The 24128-nt window shown below is 65.7% G+C and carries 26 protein-coding genes and 1 tRNA gene; 14 read left to right on the top strand and 13 right to left on the bottom strand.

The genetic code is table 11. From position 1 onward, the window contains the following. Positions 1–16: 16 nt before the first annotated feature. On the bottom strand, positions 17–496 hold the full coding sequence (locus ARC78_RS02565) for a peroxiredoxin (protein ID WP_054656823.1): 480 nt from the start codon (positions 494–496) through the stop codon (positions 17–19). A gap of 79 nt (positions 497–575) precedes the next feature. Continuing rightward, complete coding sequence (locus ARC78_RS02560) at positions 576–1136, bottom strand: glycine cleavage system transcriptional repressor (RefSeq protein WP_054656824.1); 561 nt, start codon at positions 1134–1136, stop codon at positions 576–578. A gap of 162 nt (positions 1137–1298) precedes the next feature. On the opposite strand from ARC78_RS02560, the gene dapA reads away from it, so the two are divergent. Next, positions 1299–2192, top strand: coding sequence for a 4-hydroxy-tetrahydrodipicolinate synthase (gene dapA / locus ARC78_RS02555; RefSeq protein WP_057505662.1), 894 nt, complete (start codon positions 1299–1301; stop codon positions 2190–2192). A gap of 30 nt (positions 2193–2222) precedes the next feature. Continuing rightward, positions 2223–2735, top strand: a complete 513-nt coding sequence (locus ARC78_RS02550) for a hypothetical protein (RefSeq protein WP_054656825.1) — start codon at positions 2223–2225, stop codon at positions 2733–2735. Positions 2736–2808: 73 nt separating this feature from the next. Here the strand turns inward: ARC78_RS02550 and fdxA are convergent, their stop codons facing one another. Both fdxA and ARC78_RS02540 read right to left on the bottom strand, forming a co-directional pair. Further along, a complete protein-coding gene (gene fdxA / locus ARC78_RS02545; RefSeq protein ID WP_054656826.1) occupies positions 2809–3132 on the bottom strand; it encodes a ferredoxin FdxA in 324 nt (107 codons plus the stop codon). 388 nt (positions 3133–3520) lie between these two features. After that, positions 3521–3595, bottom strand: a tRNA-Glu gene (locus ARC78_RS02540). A gap of 42 nt (positions 3596–3637) precedes the next feature. Between ARC78_RS02540 and pcnB the strand changes: the two genes are divergently transcribed. The 6 genes from pcnB (at position 3638) to pgi (ending at position 9262) form a co-directional block, all read left to right on the top strand. Continuing rightward, positions 3638–5014 (top strand): polynucleotide adenylyltransferase PcnB, encoded by a 1377-nt coding sequence (gene pcnB, locus ARC78_RS02535; protein WP_054656827.1) that lies wholly within the window; start codon positions 3638–3640, stop codon positions 5012–5014. 5 nt (positions 5015–5019) lie between these two features. After that, positions 5020–5508: a 2-amino-4-hydroxy-6-hydroxymethyldihydropteridine diphosphokinase gene (gene folK / locus ARC78_RS02530; RefSeq protein ID WP_057505661.1), complete on the top strand. Its 489-nt coding sequence runs from the start codon at positions 5020–5022 to the stop codon at positions 5506–5508. Between the two features lie 31 nt (positions 5509–5539). Then, on the top strand, positions 5540–6355 hold the full coding sequence (gene panB, locus ARC78_RS02525) for a 3-methyl-2-oxobutanoate hydroxymethyltransferase (RefSeq protein ID WP_054660265.1): 816 nt from the start codon (positions 5540–5542) through the stop codon (positions 6353–6355). Then, entirely contained in the window at positions 6352–7194 is an 843-nt protein-coding gene (gene panC, locus ARC78_RS02520) for a pantoate--beta-alanine ligase (RefSeq protein WP_054660263.1), read from the top strand. Before panB ends, panC begins: the two co-directional genes overlap by 4 nt. Positions 7195–7373: 179 nt before the next feature. Further along, positions 7374–7754 carry an aspartate 1-decarboxylase gene (gene panD, locus ARC78_RS02515; RefSeq protein ID WP_057505660.1) on the top strand — a complete coding sequence of 127 codons (381 nt, stop codon included), beginning with the start codon at positions 7374–7376 and terminating at the stop codon, positions 7752–7754. Then, a complete protein-coding gene (pgi, locus tag ARC78_RS02510; RefSeq protein ID WP_057505659.1) occupies positions 7751–9262 on the top strand; it encodes a glucose-6-phosphate isomerase in 1512 nt (503 codons plus the stop codon). Before panD ends, pgi begins: the two co-directional genes overlap by 4 nt. Positions 9263–9323: 61 nt before the next feature. On the opposite strand, the gene ARC78_RS02505 is transcribed toward pgi, so the two are convergent. Next, complete coding sequence (locus ARC78_RS02505; protein WP_057505658.1) at positions 9324–9890, bottom strand: response regulator transcription factor; 567 nt, start codon at positions 9888–9890, stop codon at positions 9324–9326. Continuing rightward, positions 9887–11116, bottom strand: a complete 1230-nt coding sequence (locus ARC78_RS02500) for an ATP-binding protein (protein ID WP_057505657.1) — start codon at positions 11114–11116, stop codon at positions 9887–9889. The genes ARC78_RS02505 and ARC78_RS02500 overlap by 4 nt, the downstream gene beginning before the upstream one ends. A gap of 83 nt (positions 11117–11199) precedes the next feature. Here ARC78_RS02500 and ispG point away from each other — a divergent pair, with 83 nt between their 5' ends. From ispG to ARC78_RS02485, 3 genes are all read left to right on the top strand, one after another. Beyond that, the gene (ispG, locus tag ARC78_RS02495) at positions 11200–12465 is read left to right on the top strand and encodes a flavodoxin-dependent (E)-4-hydroxy-3-methylbut-2-enyl-diphosphate synthase (protein ID WP_054659267.1); all 1266 of its coding nucleotides are present in this window, start codon (positions 11200–11202) and stop codon (positions 12463–12465) included. Next, the gene (locus tag ARC78_RS02490; RefSeq protein ID WP_057505656.1) at positions 12446–13132 is read left to right on the top strand and encodes a phosphatase PAP2 family protein; all 687 of its coding nucleotides are present in this window, start codon (positions 12446–12448) and stop codon (positions 13130–13132) included. Before ispG ends, ARC78_RS02490 begins: the two co-directional genes overlap by 20 nt. 280 nt (positions 13133–13412) lie before the next feature. Beyond that, positions 13413–14060 (top strand): response regulator, encoded by a 648-nt coding sequence (locus tag ARC78_RS02485; protein WP_057505655.1) that lies wholly within the window; start codon positions 13413–13415, stop codon positions 14058–14060. A 112-nt stretch (positions 14061–14172) separates the two neighbouring features. Here ARC78_RS02485 and ARC78_RS02480 read toward each other — a convergent pair whose 3' ends face one another. Beyond that, positions 14173–17226 (bottom strand): Rne/Rng family ribonuclease, encoded by a 3054-nt coding sequence (locus ARC78_RS02480; RefSeq protein WP_096144885.1) that lies wholly within the window; start codon positions 17224–17226, stop codon positions 14173–14175. Between the two features lie 411 nt (positions 17227–17637). Here ARC78_RS02480 and ARC78_RS02475 point away from each other — a divergent pair, with 411 nt between their 5' ends. Next, positions 17638–18612 carry an RluA family pseudouridine synthase gene (locus ARC78_RS02475; RefSeq protein ID WP_054659185.1) on the top strand — a complete coding sequence of 325 codons (975 nt, stop codon included), beginning with the start codon at positions 17638–17640 and terminating at the stop codon, positions 18610–18612. A gap of 27 nt (positions 18613–18639) precedes the next feature. Here the strand turns inward: ARC78_RS02475 and zupT are convergent, their stop codons facing one another. The 3 genes from zupT to ARC78_RS02460 are packed head-to-tail and all read right to left on the bottom strand — an operon-like array spanning position 18640 to position 20254. After that, positions 18640–19449, bottom strand: coding sequence for a zinc transporter ZupT (gene zupT, locus ARC78_RS02470; RefSeq protein WP_054659187.1), 810 nt, complete (start codon positions 19447–19449; stop codon positions 18640–18642). Between the two features lie 27 nt (positions 19450–19476). Beyond that, entirely contained in the window at positions 19477–19893 is a 417-nt protein-coding gene (locus ARC78_RS02465; RefSeq protein ID WP_054659189.1) for an energy transducer TonB, read from the bottom strand. A 1-nt stretch (position 19894) separates the two neighbouring features. Beyond that, positions 19895–20254 carry a 4a-hydroxytetrahydrobiopterin dehydratase gene (locus tag ARC78_RS02460; RefSeq protein WP_057505654.1) on the bottom strand — a complete coding sequence of 120 codons (360 nt, stop codon included), beginning with the start codon at positions 20252–20254 and terminating at the stop codon, positions 19895–19897. A 78-nt stretch (positions 20255–20332) separates the two neighbouring features. On the opposite strand from ARC78_RS02460, the gene ARC78_RS02455 reads away from it, so the two are divergent. Further along, on the top strand, positions 20333–20932 hold the full coding sequence (locus ARC78_RS02455; protein ID WP_054659193.1) for an NfuA family Fe-S biogenesis protein: 600 nt from the start codon (positions 20333–20335) through the stop codon (positions 20930–20932). 15 nt (positions 20933–20947) lie between these two features. Continuing rightward, on the top strand, positions 20948–22747 hold the full coding sequence (locus ARC78_RS02450) for a hypothetical protein (RefSeq protein WP_057505653.1): 1800 nt from the start codon (positions 20948–20950) through the stop codon (positions 22745–22747). 37 nt (positions 22748–22784) lie between these two features. Here ARC78_RS02450 and ARC78_RS02445 read toward each other — a convergent pair whose 3' ends face one another. From ARC78_RS02445 to ARC78_RS02435, 3 genes are all read right to left on the bottom strand, one after another. Beyond that, complete coding sequence (locus ARC78_RS02445) at positions 22785–23075, bottom strand: hypothetical protein (RefSeq protein ID WP_145974265.1); 291 nt, start codon at positions 23073–23075, stop codon at positions 22785–22787. A gap of 88 nt (positions 23076–23163) precedes the next feature. Beyond that, positions 23164–23625, bottom strand: a complete 462-nt coding sequence (locus ARC78_RS02440) for a c-type cytochrome (protein WP_054656833.1) — start codon at positions 23623–23625, stop codon at positions 23164–23166. 9 nt (positions 23626–23634) lie between these two features. After that, positions 23635–24006, bottom strand: a complete 372-nt coding sequence (locus ARC78_RS02435; protein ID WP_054656834.1) for a c-type cytochrome — start codon at positions 24004–24006, stop codon at positions 23635–23637. Positions 24007–24128: the final 122 nt, after the last annotated feature.

Raw genomic sequence — 24128 nt, 5'->3', positions numbered from 1 at the left:
GGGGACGGCAGGTGGCTCACTTGCTCGGGGCGGCCTTCAGGGCTTCAAGTACGGCATCGGCATGGCCGGCGACCTTGACCTTGCGCCATTCCTGCACCAGCGTGCTGTCGGGCGAGATCAGGAAGGTGCTGCGTTCGATCCCGCGCACCTGCTTGCCGTACATGTTCTTCATCCTGATCACGTCGAAGGCGCTGCACAGCGCTTCATCGCTGTCGCTGATCAGCGGGAAATCGAATCCCTGCTTGGCGCAGAAGTTGTCGTGTGACTTCACCGAGTCGCGCGAGACGCCGAATACACGGGCGCCGGCCTGCTTGAACTGGGGCAGCAGGGCGTTGAAATCAAGGCCTTCGGTAGTGCAGCCCGGGGTACTGTCCTTCGGGTAGAAGTACAGCACCAGCCAGTGGCCGCACTGCTCGCGCAGAGTGGTGGTCGTGCCGCCGGACAGTGCCAGCGGAAGATCGAGGGTGATGCTGTCCAGGGTATCGCCGATGTTCATCAGATCCTTTCCGGAGCCTGGGGTGATTCGATTGCAATTGCATGAAACGCCGCGCACCTGTGACGGGCGCGCGAATGGGTCAGAACTTCATCGGATCCATGATCGCGTCCAGGTTGAGGTGGTCGCAGAACTCAAGGAAGTCATCGCGCAGCGCGGCGATATGCATGTTCGCCGGCACGCCGATGGTGATCTGCGCGGAGAACATCTCCGCACCGGTCTGCATGGCCTGGTAGCGTGTGCTCTGCAGGTTCTCGATGGTGATGCCCTGGCGGTCGAAGAAATCGGCCAGCTGGAACAGGATGCCCGGCTTGTCGGCGGCGATGACCTCGACGATATACGGCAGCAGATTGGACTGGACCTGCTTGGCCTCGGTGCGGTACCAGACCAGCTTCATGCTTTCTTCGCGCTCAAGCCGGGTCAGCATGGCTTCGAGTTTGGCGACCGCGTCCCAGGAGCCGGTCGCCAGCGTGGTCACCGAGACATCACGCCCGACCGTGGACAGGCGGGCATCGACCAGGTTGCAGCCACTGTCGGCGATGCGCCGGGTAACGGACAGCAGGGGAGACTCCGGATGCGTCGTATAGGCGTTGATCAGGAGGTGGTTTTCGGTCGGCAACGGCCGCGGAGTGGTGTCGGTCAAGGTGGTTCCGGTAATGCGTGAGAGGCTGAACGGTGCCGGCGGCGGTCCGTTTACTGGCCTCCAGCATACTTGCCCCCCCTTTCGACCGGCAAGTAACATGCTTTCGGTCACGAACCTGCCCGCCGGCAGGCCTCTTTACCCCCACAAAGAGCACCGGTTCCCTTGTCAATTTCAGGACTTATCACCGCGCTTGCCACCCCGTTCCGGGCTGACGGCGCACTCGACCCGGAAGGCTGGCAGCGCCTGCTGGCGATGCAGCTGCAGGCAGGTGTTCACGGTGTGGTGGTGGCCGGCTCCACCGGTGAGGCATCCACGCTCTCCGACGAAGAGTATGAAACCCTGCTGCGCTCGGCCGTGGCCGCTGTCGGTGGGAGGATGCCGGTGCTGGCCGGGACCGGGGTTTCTGGTACCGCGAAGACCATCGATATCACCCGGCGTGCCGCGCGTGCCGGCGCTACCCACGCACTGGTGGTGACGCCGCCTTATGTGCGCCCCACCCAGGAAGGGCTGCGCCAGCACTATCTGGCCGTGGCTGAGCAGGGCGGATTGCCGGTCGTACTGTACAACGTGCCCGGCCGCACGGGCTGCGATCTATTGCCCGAAACCGTGGCGGAGCTGGCGGCGCACCCCAATGTCGTCGCGATCAAGGAGGCCGTCAGTGACGTGTCGCGCCTGAAGGCGTTGCTGGAGCTTCGCAGCGACAGCTTCACCCTGCTCAGTGGCGATGACGCCACCGCAGCGCGTTCCATGCTCGCCGGCGCCGATGGTCTGATTTCGGTCGGCTCAAATGCGTTGCCGGGCGCATACCGGGTCCTGTGTGATCTGGCCCGTGCCGGCGATGCCGCTGCCGCCGAGGCGTGGGATGCCCGCTTGCAGCCGTACCATGACTTCTGTGGTGTCGAATCCAATCCGATTCCGGTGAAGGCGCTGTTGCAGCGCGCCGGTATCGGCCACGGCCTGCGTCTGCCACTGTTGCCGCTTTCCGCCGCGTACCACGCTGCCGCCGATCATCTGGCCGCCGATATCGGTGCGTTGGAAGAACTATCCAGCCACTGAACTGCAGTGGCCTGAACCAGGAGATACACCATGCGTCAAACCTCCACCTTCCGCGTGCTTTCTTTGGCGCTGCTTGCCGTTGTCACCACCGTTGCCGCCACCGGCTGCTTCAAGCGCGGGGCGCGAGGTGACTACGCCCTGGCGCCGGAAGCCCGTCCGCTGGAAGTGCCGCCCGATCTGACCCTGCCCAACACCGCCGGTGCGGCGCCAGTTCCGGCATTGGCGTCGGCAGCCAAGCCGGCCGCGGCTTCGGCGGCAACGGTGGCCGCCTCGCAGAGCGGTTTCACTGTCAGTGGTGGTCGCGACGACGTTTTCGGCAAGGTGGGCGATGCCCTTGCGGCGATCGAGGGCGTGACTATCGCCAGCCGTGCGCAGCTGCTGGGTTCCTACGACGTGGCCTACGAAGGCAGCAACTTCCTGGTGCGCGTGGTGGCCGTCGATGCGGGCGTCTACGTTTCGGCGGTGGATCCGCGTGGCTTGCCGGCCACCGATGCGGCCGCGCTGAAGTTGATCGCCACCTTGAAGGCGCAGCTGGGCGGTTGAACCCGTATTGCCAAGTTGAAAGCAAAACGGGCGCCATCGGCGCCCGTTTTCATTGTGCTGCCGCTGGCGATGCTCAGCGTTCCAGCAGCTTGAGTTTGTCGGGCTTGCCATCCCATTCGGCGGCATCAGCCGGCGGATCCTTGCGCACGGTCAGCACCGGCCACGCCTTGGCCAGTTCGGCGTTCAGGGCGACAAAGCCTTCCTGACCGGCTGGCACGTCGTCTTCCGGGAAAATGGCGTTGACCGGGCATTCGGGTTCGCACAGCGTGCAGTCGATGCACTCATCCGGGTCGATGACCAGGAAGTTCGGGCCCTCGTGGAAACAGTCCACGGGGCAGACTTCAACGCAGTCTGTGTGTTTGCACTTGATGCAGTTTTCAGTAACGACGAAGGGCATGGCAGGGTCCGGCGATTAGCCGCCATATTCTAGTGCACGATGCTGTGCTGGGGCGCACTTGTTCTCATTTGGGGCGGGGACTCTCGGAGCGTTTGAGCGCTTTCTTTTATGCGCGTGGCCGCCGACGTGGTGGTCTGCGATTCGCCGCCGGGCGCGCGCCGGCAGCCGGCGCCCCGGTGTGATGGGGCTGTCCGCCAAGGGATGAAGAGGCGAGGGTGTCGTATGGCCGGTCGGACGGTGAGGCGCGCGGATGTGCGCTGAGGGCGCGTGCTTCTCCGCTCCGCATCGCCCATGCCGGTGCGGCACTCCATCACCGGCGATGTGATCGTCGGGCCTGTAAACGCAAAACCCCGCATAAGCGGGGTTTTGCGTGGATCTGCCGGGCGCGTGGCGCTCCCTAGGGGACTCGAACCCCTGTTTTAGCCTTGAGAGGGCCACGTCCTAACCACTAGACGAAGGGAGCGTATTGGTCGCGTCCGGCGAGCGCGCTAGTATATGCATCTGGTTGCCGCTCGGCAATCCCGCAAACCCAACTGGAAGCGCCAACATCAATTCCACAGTTACAAAGCCGTTCACGCTGCGCACCATTCCCCGCGACCAGCACACCATCTCGCGCAAGGACATCAGTCCCAATGCATTGCGTGTGCTCTACCGTCTGCGCGAGGCCGGTTTCGCCGCCTATCTGGTCGGTGGTGCGGTCCGAGATCTTCTGGTGGACGGTCGTCCCAAGGATTTCGACGTGGCCACCGACGCCACGCCCGAGCAGATCAAGCAGCTCTTCCGCAATTGCCGCCTGATCGGCCGCCGTTTCCGCTTGGCCCATGTGGTGTTCGGGCGCGAAATCATCGAGGTGGCCACGTTTCGCGCCAACACCGACGATGGCAGTGGTGATCGCGAGGTCGAGAACGGCATGCTGGTGCGCGACAACGTCTACGGCACGATCGAAGACGATGCGTTGCGCCGCGATTTCACCTGCAATGCGCTGTATTACGCGATCGAGGATTTCTCGGTGCGCGATTACACCGGCGGGTTCGAGGATGTGCAGGCGCGCACGATGAAGCTGATCGGCGATCCGGAGCAGCGCTATCGCGAGGATCCGGTGCGCATGCTGCGCGCGGTACGGCTGGCGGCCAAGCTGGATTTTACGATCGACGAGGCCACGGCCGAGCCGATTCCGCGTCTGGCCAACCTGCTGGGTGAGGCGGCACCGGCGCGGCTGTTCGAGGAAGTGCTCAAACTGTTCCTTTCCGGGCATGGCGTTGCCGGTTTCGAGGGGCTGGAGCGCTACGGCCTGCTGGCGGTGCTGTTCCCGGAAAGCGCCGCAGCGCTCAAGAGCAACCGCACCGGCGCCTTGCGCAGCATCCTGATCGAAGGGCTGCGCAATACCGACGAGCGGGTGGCCAATGACGAGCCTGTGTCGCCGGCATTCCTGTTCGCGTTGCTGCTGTGGCCCGCGTTCTGCCGTTCCTTGATGGCGCTGCAGAAGCAGGGTGTGGCGATGGAGGAGGCGCAGCGCCGCGCGGCAGACCGGGTGACGCTGCACCAGCTCACCACCATCGCGTTGCCGCGCCGGTTCTCGCTGCCGATGCAGGAAATCTGGCTGCTGCAATCGCGCTTCAGCTCGCGTCAGCGCAAGCGGGTGTTCCGTACGCTGACCCATCCGCGCTTCCGTGCGGCATTTGATTTCCTGATGTTGCGTGGCGTCGCCTCGACCGAGCATGCTGAAGACATCGCGTTCTGGCGCGAAGCGCAACAGCAGTCCGGGCGGCAGCTCGAGTCTTCGCTTGATGAAATGAATAGCGAGGTGCTGGCAGAGGGGGATGCACCGCGTCGCCGCCGTCGCCGTCGCCGGTCCGGGGCTCCGGCCGCCTCGGGCGAGTAGCCGCGATGGTGCTGGCCTGCGTTGGGCTGGGGGCGAATCTTGGCGATGCCTGCGCCACGGTGCGCGCCGCGCTGCAGGCGCTGGCACGCTTGCCGCAGGCGCGGCTGCTGGGCAGCTCCCGCCTGTATCGCACGCCGGCGTGGGGCAATGAGGCGCAGCCGCCTTTCATCAATGCGGCGGCAGCGCTGGAAACAACACTGGCTCCGCTGCAGCTGCTGGATCACCTGTTGGCCATCGAGCAGCAGTTCGGTCGTATAAGACTGCCGGATGAACGCTGGGGGCCGCGGACACTGGATCTGGACCTGCTGCTCTATGCCGACAGCGTCGTGCAGCTGCCGCGTCTGCAGGTGCCCCATCCCCACCTGCACGAGCGCGCGTTCGCGTTGCTGCCCTTGGCCGATGTCGCGCCAGAGGCCTGGATCCCCGGGCATGGAACGGTGCGTGACGTGCTGGCTGGCGTGAAAACCTGCGGTATCGATCCGATAGGGGGATAATGCGTGGCTTATCGCCAACCGTTATCAATTCATGAGCATTCACGCAGACAGCAAGCCCTGGACCGTTCCCGCGCTGGCCGAGGCCAAGCGAAATGGCCAGAAGCTGGTGATGTTGACCGCCTACGACGCCGGCTTTGCCCGTTCGTTTGACGCCAACGGCGTTGACCTGATCCTGGTGGGTGATTCGCTCGGCATGGTGGTGCAGGGGCATGACTCCACCTTGCCGGTCAGTGTGGAAGACGTGGTCTATCACACCCGCGCGGTCGCCAGCGTGCTGCAACGTGCGCTGCTGGTGTCTGATCTGCCCTTCGGCGCCGATGCCACGCCGGAGCGGGCGCTGGAGGCATCGCTGCAGCTGCTCAAGGCCGGCGCCGAGATGGTCAAGATCGAAGGTGCCGGCTTCAAGCTGGACATCATCCGCCACCTGGTCGAGCGTGAGATTCCGGTGTGTTCGCACCTGGGGCTGACCCCGCAATCGGTGCTGCGCCTGGGGGGCTACCGTGTGCAGGGCCGGGGCGATGCCGCCCAGCAGCTGCTGGACGATGCCAAGGCCGTGGCCGAGGCGGGCGCCAGCTTGCTGGTGCTCGAATGTGTACCAACGCCGCTGGCCGGGCGTGTCACCGCCGAGACCGCCATTCCCACCATCGGTATCGGTGCCGGCCCCGAGTGCGACGGGCAGGTGCTGGTGCTGCATGATTTCCTCGGCCTGGACAGCGGTCATCGACGCCCCAAGTTCGTCAAGGATTTCCTTGCCGAGGGCGGGTCGGTGGCCGGTGCCGTCCTTGCCTATGCCGACGCGGTCCGCGCCGGTACCTTCCCTGACGCAGAACACGCCTACGCATCATGATTGAAACCGTTACCGAACTATCCCGGCTGCGTGCCATTGTCACCGGCTGGAAGCGCCAGGGTCTGCGCGTCGCGCTGGTGCCCACCATGGGCAACCTGCACGCCGGCCACTATTCGCTGGTGGAGCTGGCGCGCCAGCATGCCGATCGCGTGGTTTCCAGTGTGTTCGTCAATCCGACCCAGTTCGGCCCGAACGAGGACTTCACCCGCTATCCGCGCACCCCGGAAGCCGACACCAGTGGCCTGGAGCAGGCCGGTTGTGACGTGTTGTGGCTGCCGACGGTCGAATCGATGTACCCGTTTGGCGTTGAGCTGGCTGCCAGTGTGCATGTGCCGGGTGTCAGCTCGTTGCTGGAAGGGGCCCATCGTCCCGGTCACTTCGATGGCGTCTGCACGGTAGTCACGCGACTGTTCAACCAGGTGCAGCCGGATGTGGCGGCATTTGGCCGCAAGGATTACCAGCAGCTGGCGGTGATCCGGCAGATGGTGGTCGATCTGGCCTTCCCGATCGAGATCCTCGGCGGGCAGATCGTGCGCGAGGCCGATGGCTTGGCGATGAGCTCGCGCAATCAGTACCTCACCGCCGATGTGCGCCCGCAGGCGACCGTGATCCGCACGGTGTTGCTGGCGATGCGCGATGCCTATCTGGCAGGTGCCGACCGCGCCACGGTGGAGGCGGACGCGGCCGCGCAGCTGCAAGCCGCAGGCTATCGGGTTGATTATGCAGTGGTGCGGATGCCGGACCTGTCCGAGCCGGGTGACAGCAACGAAGGCCGGCGCGTGGCGCTGGTGGCGGCCAAGCTCGGCACCACCCGGCTGATCGACAACATAGAGTTCTGAATGCGGGGCGATGGGACTTTATCTGTCCGCGTCCGGTTCATGAAATGACTGCCGATGGCGCCCTGGTGGCGCCATCGGCATATCCGGGGCCGGCGCGCGGGAAAGGTCATGCTGCAGTGCGGGCAGGGCCTTGTGCCGGTGCTAGACTGCGCGTTTTCATACGCAGTTTCGGCATTGCCATGCATCTCTCCCTGCTCAAAACCAAGATCCACCGTGCCACCGTCACCCATTCGGAGCTGAACTACGAGGGCTCCATCGCCATTGATGACAACCTGCTGCAGGCCAGCGGTATCCGCGAGTTTGAACAGGTGCACATCTGGGATGTCACCAACGGTGCGCGTTTTTCCACCTATGCGCTGCGTGCCGAAGCTGGCAGCGGCGTGATCTCGCTCAACGGCGGCGCCGCGCGCCACGTGCAGGTGGGCGACATCATCATCATCGCCGCCTTCGCCAGCCTGAGCGAAGCAGAAGCCGACAGCTTCAAGCCCAAGCTGGTCTACGTTGACGGCGACAACCGTATTTCCCACACCAACGACAGCATCCCCACACAGGCCGCATGACCAAGAACAACGGATTCGACGTATTGCACGCCCATGCCCAGCGTTTGCAGGGCACGGGTATCCCTTCACTGCTGGCTGCCGAGCCGGATCGGGTGAAAAACCTGGCGCTCAAGGTCGGTCCGTTGTACGTGAATTTCGCGCGGCAGAAGTACGATCAGGCCGCGCTGCGGGCGCTGCTGGAGCTGGCCGCCGCGCGCGATGTCGCCGGCGGTTTCCAGCGGCTGTTTGGCGGTGAGCGGATCAACATCACCGAAGACCGCGCGGTGCTGCACAGCGCGCTGCGCGGCGATGCCAGCACCGCGCCGGCCGCGGTTGCCGCGCATGCCGAGGCGGCCGCCGTGCAGCAGCGGATGGGGGCGTTGATCCGGCAGCTGGAAGCCAGCAACGTCACCGACATCGTCAGTGTCGGCATCGGTGGGTCCGATCTGGGCCCGCGACTGGTGGCCGATGCCCTGCGTCCGGCGGCGGGTGCGCGTTTCCGCGTGCATTTCGTTTCCAATGTGGACGGCGCCGCCATGCAGCGCACGTTGGCCACACTGGATCCTGCGACCACGGCCGGCATCCTGATTTCCAAGACCTTCGGTACCCAGGAAACCCTGCTCAACGGCAAGATCCTGCATGACTGGCTGGGCGGCAGCGAGCGCCTGTACGCGGTCAGTGCCAATCCCGAGCGCGCCGCCAAGGCCTTCGACATCGCCGCCGAGCGTGTGTTGCCGATGTGGGACTGGGTGGGCGGACGTTACTCGCTGTGGTCGGCGGTCGGTGTTCCGATCGCACTGGCGATCGGTTTCGAACGCTTCGGCCAGTTGCTGGCCGGTGCTGCGGAAATGGATGTGCATGCGGCCAGCGCGCCACTGGAGTGCAATCTGCCGGTGCTGCACGCACTGACCGATATCTGGAACCGCAACGTGCTCGGCTACGCCACGCATGCGGTGATGACCTACGACCAGCGGCTGGCGCTGCTGCCGTCCTATCTGCAGCAGCTGGTGATGGAAAGCCTCGGCAAGCGGGTCAAGCTCGACGGCAGTCCGGTCGATGGCGACACGGTGCCCGTATGGTGGGGCGGTGCCGGCACCGACGTGCAGCACAGCTTCTTCCAGGCGCTGCATCAGGGCACCAGCATCGTGCCGGCCGATTTCATCGGCTGTGTGCGCAGCGATAATCCCTACGCGATCAACCACCAGGCGCTGCTGGCCAATCTGCTGGCGCAGACCGAGGCGCTGGCCAACGGCCAGGACAGCGAAGACCCGCACCGCCAGTACCCGGGCGGCCGTCCGAGCACCCTGATTCTGCTCGATGCGCTGACCCCGCAGGCACTCGGCGCACTGATCGCGATGTACGAGCACGCGGTATATGTGCAGTCGCTGATCTGGGACATCAATGCTTTTGACCAGTTCGGTGTGGAGCTGGGCAAGCAGCTGGCCAGCCAGCTGTTGCCGGCATTGCAGGGTGAGGTGGTGGATATTGCCGATCCGATGACCCGCGAAGTGCTGGCCCGTCTGCGCTGAGCCGCACGCTGCAGCAGCGTGTGATCAGAAACGCCGTGCAGCGATGCGCGGCGTTTCCCGTTCAGCGGTTGGGATCGCGCTCAGGGCTGGGGCGCTTGGTCAGCTTGCGCTGCAGCGAGCGCCGGTGCATGCCCAGCAGGCGTGCAGCGGCCGAGACATTGCCACCGGTCTCATGCAGCGCCTGCTGGATGTGCTCCCACTGCAGGCGGCTGATCGGCGTCATCGCATCGGGTGGCTCGACTTCTTCGGGCTCGTCGCCCGCCTCGTCGTCCTCGCCGAGCGCGCGCAGGATCATCTGCACCGTGGCCGGCTTGGGCAGATAGTCATCGGCACCCAGCTTGATCGCTTCGACCGCGGTCGCGATCGAGGCATAGCCGGTCACCAGCAGAATGCGCATGTCCTGGCGCAGCTCGTGCAAGGGCTGGATCAGGTTGAGTCCGGATTCGGTGCCAAGCTTGAGGTCGATCAGCGCAAACGCGGGGGGCGCCTGGGTGGCCAGTTGCAGTGCGCTGTCGATATCGGTGGCGGTGATTGTTTCGATGTCGCGCCGGGCCAGGGTGCGCTGCAAAGTGCGCAGATAGAGCGGATCATCGTCGACCAGCAGGCCGTGGGTCACAGGGGTGTTCATGTATTTACCTCGGCATTGTCCAGCGGCAGGCGGAAGCCGACGCGCGCTCCTTGGCCCTCGGCAGGACGCAGCCACAACTCGCCATGCAGGCGTTCAATGGTGGCATGGGACAGCGCCAGGCCGACCCCCATGCCGTCGGTTTTGCCGCTGTTGAACAGGGTGCCGGGCAGCGCGGCGGCGTCGGCATTGAAGCCGGGGCCATAGTCGCGCACTTCGCCGTAGAGCTGGCCGTCCCTTACCTGCAGATCCAGGTCGACTTGCGGGCGTCCTGCGCCTTCGCCGGCATCAGCGGCATTGTTCAACAGTACCTGCAGCAGGTGGCCCACGCCGGGGTCCAGCTTCAGCTGCAAGGGCGCATCGGGATTGCGTCGCAGCTGGATGGTCGGGCGTACCAGGCGCCATTGTTCAAGCACGCTGCCGATGGATGCCACGCTGCGGCGGCGACGTACGCCTTCGGCGGGAGCCGCCAGCGCCAGGACGCGCTCCCGGCATTGCACCAGCAGCTCGCGCAGGGTTTCCAGGTCCTCGCGCATCTCCGGATCGTCGGCGCATTGCTCGGCGATATCGTCGGTCAGCAGTGTCATGGTCGCCAGCGGGGTGTTGAGTTCGTGCGCCACCGAGGCGGCGTGGGTGGCCAGGGCGACGATGCCTTCGTTGCGTACGAAGCGCTCGCGCAGCAGCGCCAGCTGGTTCTCGCGTTCGCGCAACGCCGCGGCCAGACGGGTGGAGAACACCAGCACCACGACGCTGGAGAGCAGGAAGTTGGCTGCCGCGCCCCAAAGATGCAGGCTCATCGAATCGAAATGGCCGCCTTGCAGCGGCAGGCCGAATGCCGCACTGAGCGCATAACCACCCACGCAGGCGGCGGCTACCGCGTGGGTCCAGCGCAGCGGCAGGGCCAGCGCCGCCAGTGCGATCAGGATCAGGAACAGGGAGCCGAACGGATTGCTGATGCCGCCGCTCCAGCCCACCATCCACGTCAGTACCGTGACATCGACCAGAATGTGGCCAAACGCCGTGGCCGGTGCCACATCGCTGTCATGTACGCGCAGTTGCACGTACAGGTTGAACAGGGCCAGCACGAAGACACCGGCCCACAGCGGCAGTTGTGGCAGCTCCAGCCCCAGCAGCCAGGTGGCGACGAGGATGGTGGCGGCCTGGCCGGCAGTGGCCAGCCAGCGCAGACTGCACAGGGTGCGCAGGAAAGAAGTGTCGCGGGTGTTCATTGGTCAATCGTATGCTGTCGAGGCGGATAAAGCCCACCGCAAGGTTCATGCCCGACGATGGCCAGGCGCGCTAAAATGGCCGCATGCATGACGCCGTGACCCGACCGACTCCGCCCACCGACGCTACCGCGTGGCCCCGCCGCATAACCCAGTCAGTGAATATCGGCGGGGTGAAAGTAGGGGGCGGCCACCCCGTGGTTGTGCAGTCGATGACCAACACCGACACCGCCGATGTGGCCGCCAGCGTGAAGCAGGTCGCCGAGTTGTGGCGGGCCGGTTCGGAAATGGTGCGCCTGACTGTCAACAATCCCGAATCCGCGGCCGCCATTCCGCGCATCGTCGATAAACTGGCGATGATGGGCATCGATGTGCCGCTGATCGGTGACTTCCACTACAACGGCCATCAGCTGCTGGGCAACGAACCGGCCTGCGCCGAGGCGTTGGCCAAGTACCGCATCAATCCGGGGAACGTCGGCTTCGGCAAGAAGAAGGACACCCAGTTCGCGCAGCTGATCGAATTCGCCATCAAGTACGACAAGCCGGTACGCATCGGCGCCAACTGGGGCTCGCTGGACCAGTCGCTGGCGGCCAGGCTGATGGACGAGAACAGCCAGCGTGCGCAACCGTGGGATGCCGGCCGCGTGCTGCGCGAGGCGCTGATCCGCTCGGCAATCGATTCGGCCGAAACCGCCGTCGAGCTGGGTCTGCCACGTGACCGCATCGTGTTGTCGGCCAAGGTCAGCGGCGTGCAGGAACTGATCGCGGTCTACCGTGACTTGGCCAACCGCTCCGATTTCGCCCTGCATCTGGGGCTCACCGAAGCCGGCATCGGCAGCAAGGGTATCGTCGCCTCGTCGGCGGCGTTGGCGGTTCTGCTGCAGGAAGGGATCGGCGACACCATCCGTATCTCGCTCACCCCCGAACCGGGCCAGTCGCGCACGCAGGAAGTCATCGTTGCGCAGGAGCTGCTGCAGACCACCGGGCAGCGCGCGTTCACGCCAATGGTCACGGCCTGTCCGGGCTGTGGCCGTACCACCTCCGAGTTCTTCCAGGAGCTGGCCAAGGTGGTGCAGAACCACGTGCGCGAGAAGATGCCGGTATGGCGCGTCAGTCATCCGGGTGCGGAGAACATGACGCTGGCGGTGATGGGTTGCATCGTCAACGGTCCGGGCGAATCCCGGCACGCCAACATCGGTATTTCACTGCCAGGTACCGGCGAGACTCCGGCCGCGCCGGTGTTTGTCGACGGCGAGAAGAAGGTGACGCTGCGAGGCGAGAACATCGCCCAGGACTTTGTTGCACTGATCGACGACTACGTTGAAACCCGATATGCACGAAGCTCCGGCTGATTCCCGGAGCGAGGCGGCCGGCCTGCGGCGCTGGTTTGGGCACAATGCGTGGCGGCTGGTACTGCTGTTTGCCGGTGTACTGCTGCCGCTGGCCGGTTTTGTCGCCCTGGCCGACGAGATCCACGAGGCCGAGGCCCTCCATGTCGACCATGCCGTGCTGCTGCGGATGAAGGCGCTGGCCTCTCCGGCGTTGAACGACTTTTTCGTGGTGATGTCCAAGCTGGGTTACCAATGGGGTGTCATTCCGCTTGACGTGCTGATTGTCGGGACGCTGATGCTGGCGCGGCGCTGGCGGAAAGCGGCATTCGCGGCAACGGCATTCGTGGGATCCGCGCTGTTGAATGTGGGCAGCAAGCAGATTTTCCAGCGGGAGCGTCCGACTCTGTGGGAGTCCATTGCGCCGGAAAGTACCTTCAGCTTTCCCAGTGGCCATGCAATGGGGTCGATGACGCTGGCGTTGACGGTGGTGCTGCTGGCATGGCCCACGCGCTGGCGCTGGCCGGTAGTGGTTTGGGCGCTGCTGTTCGTCGTGCTGGTTGGTCTGTCACGCATCTATCTGGGCGTGCATTTTCCGTCCGACATTCTGGGCGGCTGGTGTGCGGCCCTGGTATGGGTGCTGGGCGTGTATCTGCTGATGTTTCGACGCCGTCACACTTTGCCTGCCTGACGATTGTCGTATCAGGAAATTCCTAGTGGACAGCGGGCAATGCCCTTATGGCTGGTGGCCAGCTGACAGCTCAGAGTGGCGCGGCTGCTGCAGCTGTTGTGGGGTTGGCTCCGGCGAACAGGCACCCGTCGGTACCTGAAAAACTCCGGCGTCGCCGATTCTGGTCGATAATGCGCAGGGCCCACCACCGGGGTTGATGAGGGGAATGCCATCAACCGCTGCACGCACTGCAAGGCGTGGCTGGGCTCAATCTGTTGGTTCGTCTTCGGGGAATCCTGCAATGACTGTCCGAGTTTTTTTGATTGACGACCATGCCCTGGTACGCACCGGCATCAAGATGATTCTGGGCGGGCAGGCCGATATTGAGGTGGTGGGTGAGGCCGAGAGTGGTGAGCTGGCCTTGCCGCAGATCCGGCAGCTCAAGCCCGATGTGGTGTTGTGTGATCTACACCTGCCGGGGTTGAGTGGATTGGAAATCACCGAGCGCATCATCAAGGGCAAGCATGGCACGCGGGTCATCATCGTATCGGTGCTGGAAGACGGGCCGATGCCACAGCGGCTGATGGAGGCCGGTGCATCGGGCTATGTTGGCAAGGGCGGTGATGCGCAGGAGCTGGTCAAGGCGATCCGCGATGTTGCGCTGGGCCGTCGCTACCTGGCCAACAGCATCGCGCAGAATCTGGCGCTGGCGAAAATCGGACCGGGCTCGCCGTTCGATGAGCTGTCGCGACGGGAGATGGAAGTTGCCCTGTTGCTGATCCAGGGCTACCGCCAGGAGGAGATCGCGCGCCGGTTGAGCTTGAGTGCGAAGACGGTGAACACGCACAAGACGCGGATGTTCGAAAAGATCAAGGTGCAAGACAACATCGCCTTGGCACGTCTGGCGGCCCAGTACGGCATCGTGGATCCTGCAAGGAACGTGTGTTGACCCGTCTGCCGCAGGCGCCCGCCTGACGCGCGCCGGGGAAGGGCGCGCAGCCTTGAAAACAGAAAAGCGGCCTCATGGGCCGCTTTTCTGTTTTCCATATCAGGCGCGTGGATCAGGCGTTGCGCGGTGCCTGGTCCTCTTCCTTCTCCGTGTTGGCTTCTTCCGTCGCCGTCACGACCGCCGGTTCAGCTGCGGCCGGCGAGGGTGCCGGAGCAACTTCCTGCGCGGTCCTGATGACGGCCTGCTCGACCGGGGCTTCAGTCGCAGGAGCCGGTTCCTGCGCGGTGAACAGTTGCCCATTCTCCGGTTGCACTGCAGCCGGTGCGGATGTGACTGCCGGGGCCTCGACGACCACTTCTGTGACCACCTCCGCCGGAGGGGCGGACGCCGCCGGAGCAGCCGGAGGCGCTGCGTCGGCCGGTGCGCTGACGGCGGGTGCGGCAACGATGGCGGTTTCCGGCTCCGCCACGGTTGGCTGCGGCGCTGCGGCTTCCACCTCGGCGGTAGCCGTGGCCTGCGGGGTGATCTCCACCGGGGCGGCCGCGGCAGCAACAGCGGTGGTTGCAACCGGCGCCGGTGCGGCCGGCTTTTCGGCCTTCACCACGGGTGCCTGCGGTGCAGCAGCGGCCGGCTCATCGTCAAAGTCGAACTCCGGCTGCTGGCTGCTCGGCTGGGCTGCGGTATGGACGGCATCGAGTTCGCTGTCATCCAGTGCATCCGCGTTGTCGTCGTCCGTACCGGTGATATCGGTGTTGCCCGCGGCGTCAGCCCCTCCGCGACGGCGGCGGCGGCCACCGCGGCGACCGCGGCGGCGACGGCTGCCGCCTTCACCATTGCCTTCGTCGCTGTTGGCGGAGGGTTCGCCCCCGTTCTCGATTTCCGTTGCCGCGATGGCGATCTGCTCTTCGGCGGTGACCGCCGCGTTGAGTGCCTGCGTGACGGGCGCCTTGTCCTGCACCACGGTTTCCATGGCGTCCGCGACTTCACCGGCTGCTACCGGCGGGGCGGGCATGGGCTTGACCTCGGCCGGGATGGCGCCCGCCCGTGCGGCTTCCGCGTTCGGCTGACGGGGCTGCTTCTCGGATGCGGCGGCTGTGGTCTTGTCGCTCTCCTGCTGCGGCCTGGGCTGCTTCTGCGGCTTGGGCTGCTTCGGCTGCTTGGGTTGCTGCTCGTTGTTGCGCGGCTGCTTGGGCTGCTGCGGCTGCTCGTTGCGCGGCTGCTTGGATGGCGATGGCTGCAGGTTGTCCTGCGTCTGCGACGCCGGACTGGTCGCGTTCTGGCGCCGATCATCCTTGCGTTCATCGCGGCGGTTGCCATTGCGGGCCTGTTGCGGCTGGCCATTGCCGCCCCCGTTGCCACGATTGCCTTCGCGGCGCTGGTTGCGGTCATTGCGGTTGCCGCGGCCGCCTTCCGGCCGCTGTGGCTGGGCCGGCTGCGCGGCAGCGCTCGGCTCGCCACCGAACACGCGCTTGAGCCAGCCCATCACGCCGCCGGCAACCGGTGCTGCGGGCGCTGCGACGGGAGCGGGAGCCGGGATTGCCTCGACCACTTCACGGACCGGAGCCGGCTGGCTGTGCTTGACCTGGGTTACCGCCGGTGCCGGCGGGATGTTCAGCTGGGCCTTGGTCAGGGCATGTACCGGCAGCTTGCGCGGGGTGCCGCGCTGATAGCTCGGCCGTGCGCTTTCCTCGCCCAGCTCGTTGTCGCGCAAGCGGGTGACTTCGTAGTGCGGGGTGTGCAGCTGCTCGTCGGCGACGATGACGATCGGGGCATCGTGGCGCTGCTCGATCTCGCGCAGCGCGCTGCGCTTTTCATTGAGCAGGTAGTTGGCGATCTCGACCGGGGCCTGGACCAGCACCTGTCCGGTGTTTTCCTTCATCGCATGCTCTTCGGCCACGCGGATGATGGACAGCGACAGCGACTCGATGCTGCGCATGCGGCCCTGGCCGTCACAACGCGGGCAGACGATCTGGCTGGACTCGCCCAGGCTCGGACGCAGGCGCTGGCGGCTCATTTCCATCAGGCCAAAGCGCGAGATGCGGCCCAGCTGGACGCGGGCGCGGTCGTATTTCAGTGCGTTCTGCAGGCGGTTTTCGACTTCGCGCTGGTGCTTGCTGGAGGACATGTCGATGAAATCGATGACCACCAGGCCGCCCAGGTCGCGCAGGCGCAGCTGGCGGGCGACTTCTTCGGCCGCTTCCAGATTGGTCTGGAAGGCGGTGTCTTCGATGTCGCTGCCCTTGGTGGAGCGGGCCGAGTTGACGTCGATGGCGGTCAGCGCCTCGGTCTGGTCAACCACGATCGAGCCGCCGGACGGCAGGCGCACGTTGCGCTCGTAGATCGCCTCGATCTGCGATTCGATCTGGAAGCGGTTGAACAGCGGGATGTCATCCTTGTAATGCTTGAGCTTGCGCAGGGTCTGCGGCATCACCTGCTGCATGAAGTCGCGCGCGGTCTCGTACAGCTCTTCGGTGTCGACCAGGATCTCGCCGACGTCGCTGCGCAGGTAGTCACGCAGGGCGCGCACGATCAGGCGCGACTCCTGGTAGATCAGGAACGGGGCCGGCTTGGTCAGTGCGGCTTCGGCGATGGAGCGCCAGACCTGCAACAGATAGTCCAGATCCCACTGCAGTTCTTCGGCATCGCGGCCGACGCCGGCGGTGCGGATGATCACGCCCATGTCGTCGGGGATGTTCAGCTTGTCCAGCGCTTCCTTCAGGGCGGCGCGGTCTTCACCCTCGATGCGACGCGACACGCCGCCGGCAGAGGGGGAATTGGGCATCAGCACCATGTAGCGGCCGGCCAGGGAGATGAAGGTGGTCAGGGCGGCGCCCTTGTTGCCACGCTCTTCCTTGTCGACCTGGACGACGATTTCCTGGCCTTCGCGCAGGAGCTCCTTGATGGTGGCCTTGTTGTGGTCAACGCCGGCCTGGAAGTAATCGCGGGAGATTTCCTTCAGCGGCAGGAAGCCATGGCGGTCACCGCCGTACTCGACAAAGGCGGCCTCGAGCGATGGCTCAAGACGGGTGATGCGGCCCTTGTAGATGTTGGACTTCTTCTGTTCCTTGGATGGCTGTTCGATATCGATGTCGTACAGGTTCTGCCCGTCGACGATGGCCACGCGCAGTTCTTCGGCCTGCGTGGCATTGATCAGCATTCGCTTCATTGTGCGTTCCTCGCGCGCTGCTACCGCGCGGAACGCCATGGCGTTTCGCCTCTGGACACGGGTCACCGCCCATTCGCGCAGGCGCGGGTAGGGCGGCTTGGGTTTCCAGCGCTGCAACACCACGGCAGGCCGCGGGAGCGCTTCTGTTTCTTGTTTTTAGGTTTTTCAGGGCCGGCGACTGCATCCGGCCGTGGCCGGGGGCGTCGCACGGGACATATGTTTCGTCCAGCACAGATGCTTTGGGCATCTGGCGATGGCCGGAGACGCCGACGAGCCGCTAACATGGCCGCCCCGGGGGCGGTGGCCGCGCACTGTGCCGGATTCGTGGGAAGCGGGGCTTCTGGCCCTGACCAACTTCCAACGAAATCAATCCCTTATATCGCCCCCCGAGTGTAACAGAATAATAGGCTCATGACTGACTCCGAACACCGCCCCACCTCGCCTGCGGGCAAAACCAGTGTGCGCATGATCAAGGTTCCTGAAGACAGGGCCGGACAGCGGCTGGACAACTTCCTGCTGGGCCAGCTCAAGGGTGCTCCGCGCAGCCTGGTCTACAAACTGGTCCGCAGCGGCCAGGTGCGGGTCAATGGTGGCCGGGCCAAGGCCGAGCGCAAACTGGAGGCGGGGGACGAGGTCCGGGTGCCCCCGGTCAGTCTCGCCGAGGCCGGAGAAAAGACGCCCCCGCCCGCCAGTTTCCTGCAGGTGATGGAAGCGGCCATCGTCTTTGAAGACGCCAAGTTGCTGGTGATCAACAAGCCGACCGGAGTCGCCAGCCATGGCGGGAGCGGAATCAGCCATGGTGCGATCGAGACGATGCGGGTATTGCGGCCGAACCTGAATCTGGAACTGGTGCACCGCCTGGACCGCGACACCTCCGGCCTGCTGATCATGGCCAAGAAGCGCTCGGCGCTGGTCGAGTTGCAGGCGCTGCTGCGGGAAGACCATGGCGGCATCCAGAAGCGTTACCTGACTCTGCTGGCCGGGCGCATGCCCGACGGGGTGATGAGCGTGGATGCGCCATTGCATGTCGGCCTGCGCCAGGGCGGTGAACGTCACGTCCAGGTCAATCCGATCGGCAAGCCCTCGCTGAGCCATTTCCGGGTATTGGAGCGGCGCGGCGGGCACTCCTATTGTGAAGTGCGGATCGAGACCGGCCGTACCCATCAGATCCGCGTGCATGCCCAGCATATCGGCCATCCCGTCGCAGGTGACGACAAATACGGCGATCCTGCCGTCAACAAGCGCTTTCGTGAGCAGATCGGGCTCAAACGCCTGTTCCTGCATGCCGCCTCGCTGGAGTTCGCGCTGGATGGCGGCAAGACCCCGTATCTGCTCAATGCGCCATTGGCGCCGGAGCTGGCTGAGGCGTTGAATCGGCTGGCCTGAGCCTGGGGTGGTGGGCGCCGCTAGCGCCTACCATTTGAACAGCACCAGACTGATGGCGAGGGTGGCCATGCCGGTCACCAGGCCGTAGACGGTCTCATGGCCCTGGGCGTAGCGCTTGGCGGCCGGCAGCAGTTCGTCCAGCGCCAGGAACACCATGATCCCGGCGATCAGCCCGAACACGACGCCGAAGGTGTCGTGCGAGAGCATGTCGGCCAGGGCGAAATAGCCGATCCCCGCGCCCACCGGTTCGGCCAGTCCCGACAGCAGGCTGGCGGCAAAGGCCCAGGATTTCCTGCCGGTGGCGAAGTACACCGGCACGGCGATGGCGATGCCTTCGGCAATGTTGTGGATGGCGATGGCGAAGGCCAGCGGTGCGCCGACCGAGGGGCTTTCCAGGGTGGCGAAGAAGGTGGCCAGGCCTTCGGGGAAGTTGTGCGCGGTGATCGCCAGCGCACTCAGCAGGCCGACGCGGCGGATGTGGTTGCGGTTGTCGGCGCGCAGGGCGGGGTCCCGCGTATCCAGGGTCTCGTGCGGGTTGGGTATGAGATGGTCGACGGCGGCGATCAGCAGCACCCCGGCCAGAAACGAGAGGGTGCCCCAGGTGAATCCGAGTCTGTCGCCATGGGCTAAAGTGAATGAGGCGATGGATTTGTTCAGGATTTCCGACAGCGACACATAGACCATCGCGCCGCCGGCAAAGGCCAGTCCGAACGCCAGCAGGCGCGGGTTCGGGCGCCGCGAGAACAGCACCATCAGGCTGCCGATGGCGGTGGCCAGGCCGGCAGCCAGCGTCAACGAGAACGCGATCCAGAGATTGCCGCTGGGAATCTCGTGCATCGGATGCGCGCCGGGGGGAGAAGAGGCTCAGCCGCCGCGGCGCATCCGCTCCTCGATCGCGAAGCACTCGTCCGGCTTGGGTTGCGGCGGGTTGAAGCTGACCGGCACCTGGATCGTGGTGGGGACCGGCTGGCCGTTGCGGGTGGCCGGCTTGAACTTCCATTCACGCACGCGGGTGATGGCCGAGTCGTCCAGCTGGCTGTTGCCGCTGCTGGTGACCAGTGTCACGTCGGTCGGCGTGCCCTGTGCACCGACCAGTACGTTCAGCACGCTCTTTCCGCCTACGCCGGTGCAGGCCAGCTCGGCCGGATAGTCCGGCGGCGGGGTCTGCAAGGCGGCAACCTCGGTGGGGGCGACCGCGGCACTGGCCGGTGGCTGTGGCGAATTGCAGGCGCCGAGCACGGCAACGGTGGTCAGGGAGCCCAACAGCAGGCGCAGTTTCATGTCATTGCTCCGTTAGCGCAGAGGCCTTGGCGGCACAGATGAAGTCGTTCTCGCTCAGGCCGCCGACGTCGTGGGTGGAAAAGCGCACGACCGCGCGGTCGTAATGCACGCCCAGATCCGGATGGTGATCCTCGGTGTGTGCAATCCACGCCAAGGCGTTCACAAAAGCCATGGTGTGGTAATAGTTGTCGAAACGGAAGGTGCGCAGCAGTGCCTGGCCGTTCTCGGCCAGTTCCCAGCCGGGAACCTGCGGCAGCAGTTCGGCCAGACGGGCTTGGCCGAGGCGATGCTCGCTGCCTTTGCGTGGAATGCAGCTGGCTTGCGCCAGGGGTATCAGGTCAGGGGCCACGGGAACCTCCATCGGGCAGGGGACTGGACAATGGTGCGCGGGGAAGCAGTGTCCCATCAGCGTCAACCAAGACGCGGCTAGAATACCCGCATGATCCAGATCTCAGATACCGCTCAGACCCATTTCCGCAAGCTCATCGAACGCGAGGCCGTGCCCGGCATGGGCGTGCGCCTGAGTGCCGTCGACCCCGGAACGCCGCGCGCCGATGCGCGCCTGGAGTTCGCCGAACCAGCCGATCTGCTCGGCGACGAGTGGGCGATCGATTGCGACGGCTTCACGCTGTATGTGGATGCCACCAGCGTGGGCTGGCTGGACGGTGCCGAAATCGATTACGTCACCCAGGCCGCCGGCACCCAGCAGCTGACCATCAAAGCGCCCAAGATCAAGGGTGAAGCGCCCGGCGAGGCTGCCTCGATGGTCGAGCGCGTGCGCTGGGTGGTTGAAAACGAGATCAACCCGCAGCTGGCCTCGCATGGTGGCCGTGTCGCGGTGCAGGAAGTCTCCGCCGACGGGGTGGTGCTGCTGCGCTTCGGGGGTGGCTGCCATGGCTGTGGCATGGCCGATGTGACCTTGAAGCAGGGGATCGAGAAGACCCTGATGGGCCGGGTGCCCGGTATCACCGCGGTACGCGACGCCACCGACCACGACACCGGTCAGGCGCCCTATATCCCGCGCGAAACCGCGGGCTGAGGCGACACCCGCCGCATGCCGGGGACACCGGTCAGTGATCTGGTAAATCTGCTGGCCGCGCGCCGGCAGGTGAGCATTCTGCACGACCGCCGCACGCGCATGCCCTACAGCTGGAGCAACTGGCTGCAGACCCGCGTATCCCGGGCGATCTCCGCCTTCACCCATAGCGAGATGCTGGCCATGGCGGCGACCAGACCGGCGCGGCCGTCCCCTGGCGCCGCGCCGGTGGTGCCGCTGTGGCGCACGATGCTGCTGATGTTCTGGCATGGCGGTGATCCGCCGCCGCCTGATCAACGCGGGCTGCGCTGGTTCGCCGGTTTCTTCAGCGCCGGCCTGCATCTGCTGTTTGCGATGCTGCTGCTGTGGGTCGCGCTGGTGCGTAGCAATGCCCCCGAGGACAGTGCCGACGAGGGCGCGCGTGTACAGGTCGAATACGTCGGCCGCGGTACGCCCGAGGATGAGGGGGGCGGTACGCCGCAGGCCGCGGTGGCAGCCGGGCAGGTGGCCAATGCCGGGGCTGACACGGTGATCCCGGCGTCTGCGCAGCCAGCGGCCGCGGCGTCGTCTTCGGCTTCGGCCGCGGCGCAGGAGGCGGTCGCTGCTCCGGACTCGACCGCGGAGATGGACGCATTCGAGAGCATGTCGATTGATGCGTCCAAGCCGGTACCGGTTCCCGAACCGACGGCCGAACAACCCTTGCAGGTCACTGAAACGACCCGGCCCACCCGCCGGTTCGTGGTGCCGCCACCGGCCGTGAACGCGCCCATCGTGAGCCCGCGGGTGCCGGCGGTACGGGAACGCACGGTCGAAACCGCGATGGAGCGTCCACAGCGGATGCAGTCGATACGCGCCCCGGTCGAGCTGCAGCCGCAGCTGCGGCTGCCACAGGTCCAGGTCCGCGAACGCCAGATCGAGGTGGCGCCCTCCCAGCCGGTGGTTCTGACCCAGCCGCGCGCGCGCGCGGTCGAAGTGCAGGTGCAGGTGCAGGCGCCCGAATTGGGGGTGGCCGAACGGCAGATCGAGACCGCGACGCAGCGCAATGTGCCGATGGCGGCGGTAAGGTCACCCGAGATCAATGCGCAGGTGAGTGCGCCGCAGGTGGCGGTGCGCGAACGACAGCTGCCCGGAGTGCCGGATGCGCCAGTAGCCTCGCCCGCGCCCGCCGCGGGGACGATGGCCACAGCCACTGGCAGTGCGCGGGCGGACGTGACCGCTCAGCGTGAAGGAGCTGCCTCGACGGGTATGGCGGCGACATCCGTGCCGCGATCCGGCAGCAGTGCCGGGGCCGGGCCGAAGCCGCAGGATCGCAGTGGCGGCTGGGCCACGCCCACCCGCGACGACGACTGGGGCGCCTCACAGCGGCCGATGGCGGGCGATGCTGGCGGGCGGGCGGACCAGGGCGAGGGGCTGTTCAACGCCGATGGCTCGGTGCGACTGGCTGGCAGCGAAGGGCAGGCCCAGGATTCCCCGCGCGGTGCGCCGGGAGGCGAGTCGGACAGCTGGAGCCGTGAGCGCATTGCCAAGTCCGGCACCTGGCTCAAGCGCCCGCCGTACGACTACACACCGACCTCGCTCGACAAGTACTGGGTGCCCAGCGAGTCGCTGCTGGCCGAGTGGGTGCGCAAGGGCATCAAGAGCATCGAGATTCCGATTCCCGGCTCCAGCAGCAGGATTTCCTGCGTGGTGTCGCTGCTGCAGTTCGGCGGCGGCTGCGGCCTGACCGATCCGAACATGCAGGAGCAGCCGGCCGAGGCACGGCCGCCGCCGGATATCCCGTTCAAGAAGGAATTGCAGGAAGACAACGGCAGCCGCTGATGCGTGTCAGTGGCGCTGGTTTCGGGTGTGTTGCTGGTCAGCTGCCCATGATGAAAGAAGTGAAACCGCTGTCTGGCGGGCGTGCGGTAGTGGGGCCGCCTTCAACCATCTGCTCGAAGAAGCCCCGTGCATCTTCGGTGCGGAGCCTGGCAGGAATCTCAAGCGCTTCTTCCTGACGCAATCGTTCCAATGCGATCACCATGGCCGCACCGGTGGTCGCGGCCGCGATGAAACGCGTTGCATGGAAGCCGATGGCGGCGGTCTCTGCGGCGACGATAACGGGGAAGTTCTCTGCGCAGATCAGGCATCGGAAAAACGGCATATCCACCGGCAGCTATGCCCGAGGGCGTTTGCGGGTGGGCTGACAGAACAAAGCCGCCTTCCCGGCGGCTTTGGAAACCCAAATGCAGGGTGGATCAGTCGACCCCGTGCAGGTCGCGCAGCTGGCTCGGGCGCGAGCCGAAGTAGGCCGCCAGATCGGCGATGTCCTGATCGCTCAGGTCTTTGGCCTGGGGGGTCATCAGCATGTGATCACGGGTACCGCCGCGGTACGTCTGCAGTGCATGGGCGAGGTAGTCGCCGTACTGGCCGCCCAGTTTGGGATAGGTCGGGTCGATCGGAGCGTTGCCATCGGCCCCATGGCAGTCGATGCAGCTCTGCCCGGTGGCCTTGCCTTTGGCCGCGGCCAGCTGCTCGCCGGCGGCGATGCGGCCCTGGGGCAGTCCGGCCGAGGAGCGGGAGTTGTGCTCGCCGCTGGCATGGCCGGGGTCGGCGGCGGACTTTCCGGTCGATTCCACCTCGGACTGCGAACACGCAGCCATGGCAACGGCGGCGAACAGGGCGATGGACAGGCGGATTGCGTGCGTGGCTTTCGTCATGGTCGGCGCTTATTTGAGGGTGGACAGATAGGCGGACAGGTCGGCGATTTCCTGCGCGCTGAAACTCATCGACTGCGCCTGCATCGTCGGGTGCTTGCGCTTGCCTTGCCGGTATTCCATCAGCGCCTGGGTCAGGTAGGCCGAAGACTGCCCGCCGATCTTGGGCACGCGATAGCTGGGGTAGGCGTTCTTGTAGCCGGTCAGGCCATGGCAGCCCTGGCAGGTGTAGGCGAGGGTTCTGCCGGCCTCCACGTTGCCGGTTACGGCCGGTGCCGGCGTGGTAGGGACGGCGGGTGCGTCAGACGACGGATCAGCTTGGGCGGCCCCGAAGGTCAGGGCGAAAGCCAGAGCGAAACAAGCGGCGAGCGGCTGCGGGCGCATGGTTTCCTTGTCCGGTGAGCGGGGCTGGGGTTCCGCCGTGGGGACACGGAACGGGCCGAGTATAGCCCGCGTATTTATGCGATCGGAACCTGTGGTTGATGCTGCGGCGCGTCAGCCCATAC

The organism is Stenotrophomonas pictorum JCM 9942, from assembly GCF_001431585.1.
Lineage (GTDB): Bacteria > Pseudomonadota > Gammaproteobacteria > Xanthomonadales > Xanthomonadaceae > Stenotrophomonas > Stenotrophomonas pictorum.
This window is presented reverse-complemented; position numbering and strand designations above follow the sequence as displayed.

Bases quoted from the DNA above. Each gene is read 5' to 3' on its own strand.
- ARC78_RS02565 (WP_054656823.1), bottom strand. From the start codon at position 496: ATGAACATCGGCGATACCCTGGACAGCATCACCCTCGATCTTCCGCTG.
- ARC78_RS02550 (WP_054656825.1), top strand. From the start codon at position 2,223: ATGCGTCAAACCTCCACCTTCCGCGTGCTTTCTTTGGCGCTGCTTGCC.
- fdxA (WP_054656826.1), bottom strand. From the start codon at position 3,132: ATGCCCTTCGTCGTTACTGAAAACTGCATCAAGTGCAAACACACAGAC.
- folK (WP_057505661.1), top strand. From the start codon at position 5,020: ATGGTGCTGGCCTGCGTTGGGCTGGGGGCGAATCTTGGCGATGCCTGC.
- panB (WP_054660265.1), top strand. From the start codon at position 5,540: ATGAGCATTCACGCAGACAGCAAGCCCTGGACCGTTCCCGCGCTGGCC.
- panC (WP_054660263.1), top strand. From the start codon at position 6,352: ATGATTGAAACCGTTACCGAACTATCCCGGCTGCGTGCCATTGTCACC.
- panD (WP_057505660.1), top strand. From the start codon at position 7,374: ATGCATCTCTCCCTGCTCAAAACCAAGATCCACCGTGCCACCGTCACC.
- pgi (WP_057505659.1), top strand. From the start codon at position 7,751: ATGACCAAGAACAACGGATTCGACGTATTGCACGCCCATGCCCAGCGT.
- ARC78_RS02505 (WP_057505658.1), bottom strand. From the start codon at position 9,890: ATGAACACCCCTGTGACCCACGGCCTGCTGGTCGACGATGATCCGCTC.
- ARC78_RS02500 (WP_057505657.1), bottom strand. From the start codon at position 11,116: ATGAACACCCGCGACACTTCTTTCCTGCGCACCCTGTGCAGTCTGCGC.
- ispG (WP_054659267.1), top strand. From the start codon at position 11,200: ATGCATGACGCCGTGACCCGACCGACTCCGCCCACCGACGCTACCGCG.
- ARC78_RS02490 (WP_057505656.1), top strand. From the start codon at position 12,446: ATGCACGAAGCTCCGGCTGATTCCCGGAGCGAGGCGGCCGGCCTGCGG.
- ARC78_RS02485 (WP_057505655.1), top strand. From the start codon at position 13,413: ATGACTGTCCGAGTTTTTTTGATTGACGACCATGCCCTGGTACGCACC.
- ARC78_RS02480 (WP_096144885.1), bottom strand. From the start codon at position 17,226: ATGAAGCGAATGCTGATCAATGCCACGCAGGCCGAAGAACTGCGCGTG.
- ARC78_RS02475 (WP_054659185.1), top strand. From the start codon at position 17,638: ATGACTGACTCCGAACACCGCCCCACCTCGCCTGCGGGCAAAACCAGT.
- zupT (WP_054659187.1), bottom strand. From the start codon at position 19,449: ATGCACGAGATTCCCAGCGGCAATCTCTGGATCGCGTTCTCGTTGACG.
- ARC78_RS02465 (WP_054659189.1), bottom strand. From the start codon at position 19,893: ATGAAACTGCGCCTGCTGTTGGGCTCCCTGACCACCGTTGCCGTGCTC.
- ARC78_RS02460 (WP_057505654.1), bottom strand. From the start codon at position 20,254: ATGGAGGTTCCCGTGGCCCCTGACCTGATACCCCTGGCGCAAGCCAGC.
- ARC78_RS02455 (WP_054659193.1), top strand. From the start codon at position 20,333: ATGATCCAGATCTCAGATACCGCTCAGACCCATTTCCGCAAGCTCATC.
- ARC78_RS02450 (WP_057505653.1), top strand. From the start codon at position 20,948: ATGCCGGGGACACCGGTCAGTGATCTGGTAAATCTGCTGGCCGCGCGC.
- ARC78_RS02440 (WP_054656833.1), bottom strand. From the start codon at position 23,625: ATGACGAAAGCCACGCACGCAATCCGCCTGTCCATCGCCCTGTTCGCC.
- ARC78_RS02435 (WP_054656834.1), bottom strand. From the start codon at position 24,006: ATGCGCCCGCAGCCGCTCGCCGCTTGTTTCGCTCTGGCTTTCGCCCTG.